General features: G+C 73.4%; 7 protein-coding genes. 2 read left to right on the top strand and 5 right to left on the bottom strand.

All coding sequences use genetic code 11. The features are described 5' to 3' along the window. A partial coding sequence (locus VGD85_RS00155; RefSeq protein WP_331061419.1) for a radical SAM protein occupies positions 1-694 on the top strand: 694 nt, incomplete at its 5' end. Positions 695-775: 81 nt separating this feature from the next. Here the strand turns inward: VGD85_RS00155 and VGD85_RS00150 are convergent. The 5 genes from VGD85_RS00150 to VGD85_RS00130 are packed head-to-tail and all read right to left on the bottom strand — an operon-like array spanning position 776 to position 2,313. After that, positions 776-1,105, bottom strand: a complete 330-nt coding sequence (locus VGD85_RS00150; RefSeq protein ID WP_331061418.1) for a hypothetical protein — start codon at positions 1,103-1,105, stop codon at positions 776-778. Then, the gene (locus tag VGD85_RS00145; RefSeq protein ID WP_331061417.1) at positions 1,102-1,365 is read right to left on the bottom strand and encodes a hypothetical protein; all 264 of its coding nucleotides are present in this window, start codon (positions 1,363-1,365) and stop codon (positions 1,102-1,104) included. The genes VGD85_RS00150 and VGD85_RS00145 overlap by 4 nt, the downstream gene beginning before the upstream one ends. A 15-nt stretch (positions 1,366-1,380) precedes the next feature. Continuing rightward, positions 1,381-1,863 (bottom strand): NUDIX hydrolase, encoded by a 483-nt coding sequence (locus tag VGD85_RS00140; protein ID WP_331061416.1) that lies wholly within the window; start codon positions 1,861-1,863, stop codon positions 1,381-1,383. Beyond that, on the bottom strand, positions 1,860-2,045 hold the full coding sequence (locus VGD85_RS00135; RefSeq protein WP_331061415.1) for a hypothetical protein: 186 nt from the start codon (positions 2,043-2,045) through the stop codon (positions 1,860-1,862). Before VGD85_RS00135 ends, VGD85_RS00140 begins: the two co-directional genes overlap by 4 nt. A 1-nt stretch (position 2,046) precedes the next feature. Further along, the gene (locus VGD85_RS00130) at positions 2,047-2,313 is read right to left on the bottom strand and encodes a hypothetical protein (RefSeq protein WP_331061414.1); all 267 of its coding nucleotides are present in this window, start codon (positions 2,311-2,313) and stop codon (positions 2,047-2,049) included. 18 nt (positions 2,314-2,331) lie between these two features. Between VGD85_RS00130 and miaA the strand changes: the two genes are divergently transcribed. Continuing rightward, a partial coding sequence (miaA, locus tag VGD85_RS00125; RefSeq protein WP_331061413.1) for a tRNA (adenosine(37)-N6)-dimethylallyltransferase MiaA occupies positions 2,332-2,958 on the top strand: 627 nt, incomplete at its 3' end.

Genomic DNA, 2,958 nt, shown 5'->3' with positions numbered 1-2,958 from the left:
GCACATGCCGCTGCAATCGGGCTCGGACAAGGTGCTGCGCGACATGCGGCGGTCCTACCGGTCCACGAAGTTCCTCGGCATCATCGAGCGCGTCCGCGCCGCGATGCCCGACGCCGCGATCACCACCGACATCATCGTGGGTTTCCCCGGGGAGACCGAGGAGGACTTCCTCGAGACCCTGCGCGTCGTGCGCGAGGCGCGGTTCTCGGCCGCGTTCACCTTCCAGTACTCCAAGCGTCCCGGCACGCCGGCGGCGACGCTACCCGACCAGGTCGCCCCGGAGGTGGTCAAGGACCGCTACGAGCGGCTGGTCGCGCTGGTCAACGAGATCGCGTGGGAGGAGAACACGCGGCTGGTCGGCCGCCGGGTCGAGCTGATGGTCGCCGAGGGGGAGGGGCGCAAGGACGCCGCCACCCACCGGCTCTCCGGGCGCGGACCGGACAACCGGCTGGTGCACTTCACCCCGCCCGCGGGCGTCGAGGTGCGGCCCGGGGACATGGCCACGGTCGAGATCACCTACGCGGCGCCGCACCACCTCGTGGCCGACGGGCCCGTGGTCGAGGTGCGTCGTACCCGCTCCGGAGACGCCTGGGAGGCGCGGCACGCGGCGCCCGCCGCCCCGGCCGGCGTCACGTTGGGCATGCCGACCGTCGGCGTACCCGCTCCGCTGCCCGACGCCCCCGCCTGCCGCTAGGTCTCCCACGCACCTGACAGAACTGTCCCCTCGCCGCGGTGTCGGGAGCAGATACGTCTGGTGCGTGGGGAAACCGCCGGGTCAGACCTCGTCGTCGTCGCGGGGGTCCTTGCTGGAGTAGCCGGCCTTGGGGGGCAGTCCCGTCGGGTTGAACTCGGGGTTGCCCGGCGCCTGCTCGGGCGGGTCGCCAGGGCCGGCGTACGACGCGTGCGGATCGACTGCCCGCACGCCGTCGGTCGCCTCCTGGCCGGGGCCGGCGTGGCCGACCCGCTCGCTGCTGACCCCCATCTCGCCGGCGGCGCCCGCCGGCCCGCTGGAGTTGGGCGTGGAGCCGCGGACGACCTCCACGATGTCCTGGTCCTCGGGTGCGCCGCCCTGCTCGGGGTGCTGCGGCTTGTCGTGCTCGCTCATGCGGGGGACTCCTTGTCGTCGTCGGACCCCTCGTGCTCCCCGCCCTCGCTCCGGGTGGCACGGGTCGAGGTGTCCTCGGCCCCCCTCACCTCGTCGATGAGCGGGTCGGGCGCCCGGTCCTCGATGGCCGGGTTCTCCTCCGGGGTCAGGTCGGGGATCAGCAGGGGGCCCGTGTCGTCCTCGATCGCGTCGACGCCGCCCGGGTTGGGCTCGCCGGGCTCGATCTTGGGCGTGGGCATCGGGCCGAGATCGGATGCCATGGGTCCCTCCCCTGCTCAGAATCCGAACGTCGAGTACGCCGTCGACGTACCCGTTCGCACCCCTTCCAACACGGCCAGCTCGTGCGGCACCACCGGGTCGGGCAGCGCATCGAGCGGATACCACCGCAGCTCGGCGGCCTTCGCGGTCTCGAGGATGCGCGGCTCGCCCACCCAGGACCGGGCGGTGAAGAAGAAGTCGATGCGCTCGTCGATCGGCTCGCCGCCGCGGGTGCGCTGCATCGCGGTCACGAACGTCAGGTCGAGGTCGGTCACGCCGATCTCCTCGAGCGCCTCGCGGCGCGCGGCGTCGTACGCCGTCTCGCCCTTCTCGACGTGACCGGCCGCCGCGGCGGCCCAGTGGTCGTCCATGTAGCCGGTGTTGGTGCGCAGCTGGAGCAGCACCTCCGGACCACCGACCCCGTCACGGAGCAGGAACACGTACGCGGCCGGGACGACGACGAACCTGTCGACGGCGGGGTCGACGGCGGGGTCGATCACTCCTCGTCGTCCCCGTCCTCGTCGGCCCGCTCGAGGTCCTGGGGGGTCACGGCCGGTTCACCGCGACCGTCGTAGACGGTGCCGGTCTCCTCGGAGACCGCCTCCTGCTCGTTGGCCTCGTACTCCTCGGCGTCCGGGGTCTCGTCGGGCTCGACGTCCTCGGTCAGGTCGAACTCGCTCATCTCACTCACCTCCCGAGCCGTCGGACGGCTCATCGAGCGACGTGCCTGCATTCTCCTCCTGCACGGCCCGTCCGGGGGAGTGGTCCTCGCCGTCGTCGGCGTCGGGGAGCTCGCTGTCGTGCTCGCCCGGCGGGACGCCGTAGGGCCCGTCGGGGCTGTCGGTGCGCTGCGGGCCACCGGGCGGCGCCGGGGCGTCCGCCCCGCCGGGGCCGTGCGGGTCGACGGGTCCCTGGGGCGTGTCCTGGGGCGTGTCGTGGGGCTCGCTCATGCTTGTCACACTAACCACATGCCCTCGACCGCAAACGGCGCGCCGATCCCCGTGGTGGTCGCCGTCGTCGGGGCGACGGCGTCCGGCAAGACCGGGCTCTCCCTCGACCTGGCCGAGCGCCTCGGCGGCGAGATCGTCAACACCGACGCGATGCAGGTCTACCGCGGGATGGACATCGGTACGGCGAAGCTGCCACTCGCCGAGCGCCGTGGGATCCCCCATCACCTGCTGGACACGCTGACGGTGCGCGACCCGGCCACGGTCGCGGAGTTCCAGGGCTGGGCCCGCGCCGAGGTCGCGGACATCCGCGGCCGCGGCCGCACCCCGGTGCTGGTCGGCGGGTCGGCGCTCTACACCCGCGCGATCCTGGACCGCTTCGAGTTCCCCGGCACCGACGACGCGGTCCGCGCCCGACTGGAGGCGGAGCTCGCCGCGGTCGGCTCGGCCGCGCTCCACGACCGGCTGCGCGCCGTCGACCCGGAGGCGGCGAGCCGGATCCTGGTCGAGAACGGCCGCCGCATCGTGCGGGCGCTGGAGGTCGTCGAGATCACCGGCCGGCCGTTCACGGCCTCGCTGCCCACACTGGAGTACGCCGACCCGCACACCGTCCAGATCGGCGTCGACATCGACCGGCCCACGCTCGAC

It is taken from the genome of Nocardioides sp. (assembly GCF_036401255.1).
GTDB lineage: Bacteria > Actinomycetota > Actinomycetes > Propionibacteriales > Nocardioidaceae > Nocardioides.
This window is presented reverse-complemented; position numbering and strand designations above follow the sequence as displayed.

What these genes read in the sequence shown, in the direction of transcription:
- VGD85_RS00150 (WP_331061418.1), bottom strand. Translation starts at nt 1,105, where the DNA reads ATGAGCGAGCACGACAAGCCGCAGCACCCCGAGCAGGGCGGCGCACCC.
- VGD85_RS00145 (WP_331061417.1), bottom strand. Translation starts at nt 1,365, where the DNA reads ATGGCATCCGATCTCGGCCCGATGCCCACGCCCAAGATCGAGCCCGGC.
- VGD85_RS00135 (WP_331061415.1), bottom strand. Translation starts at nt 2,045, where the DNA reads ATGAGCGAGTTCGACCTGACCGAGGACGTCGAGCCCGACGAGACCCCG.
- VGD85_RS00130 (WP_331061414.1), bottom strand. Translation starts at nt 2,313, where the DNA reads ATGAGCGAGCCCCACGACACGCCCCAGGACACGCCCCAGGGACCCGTC.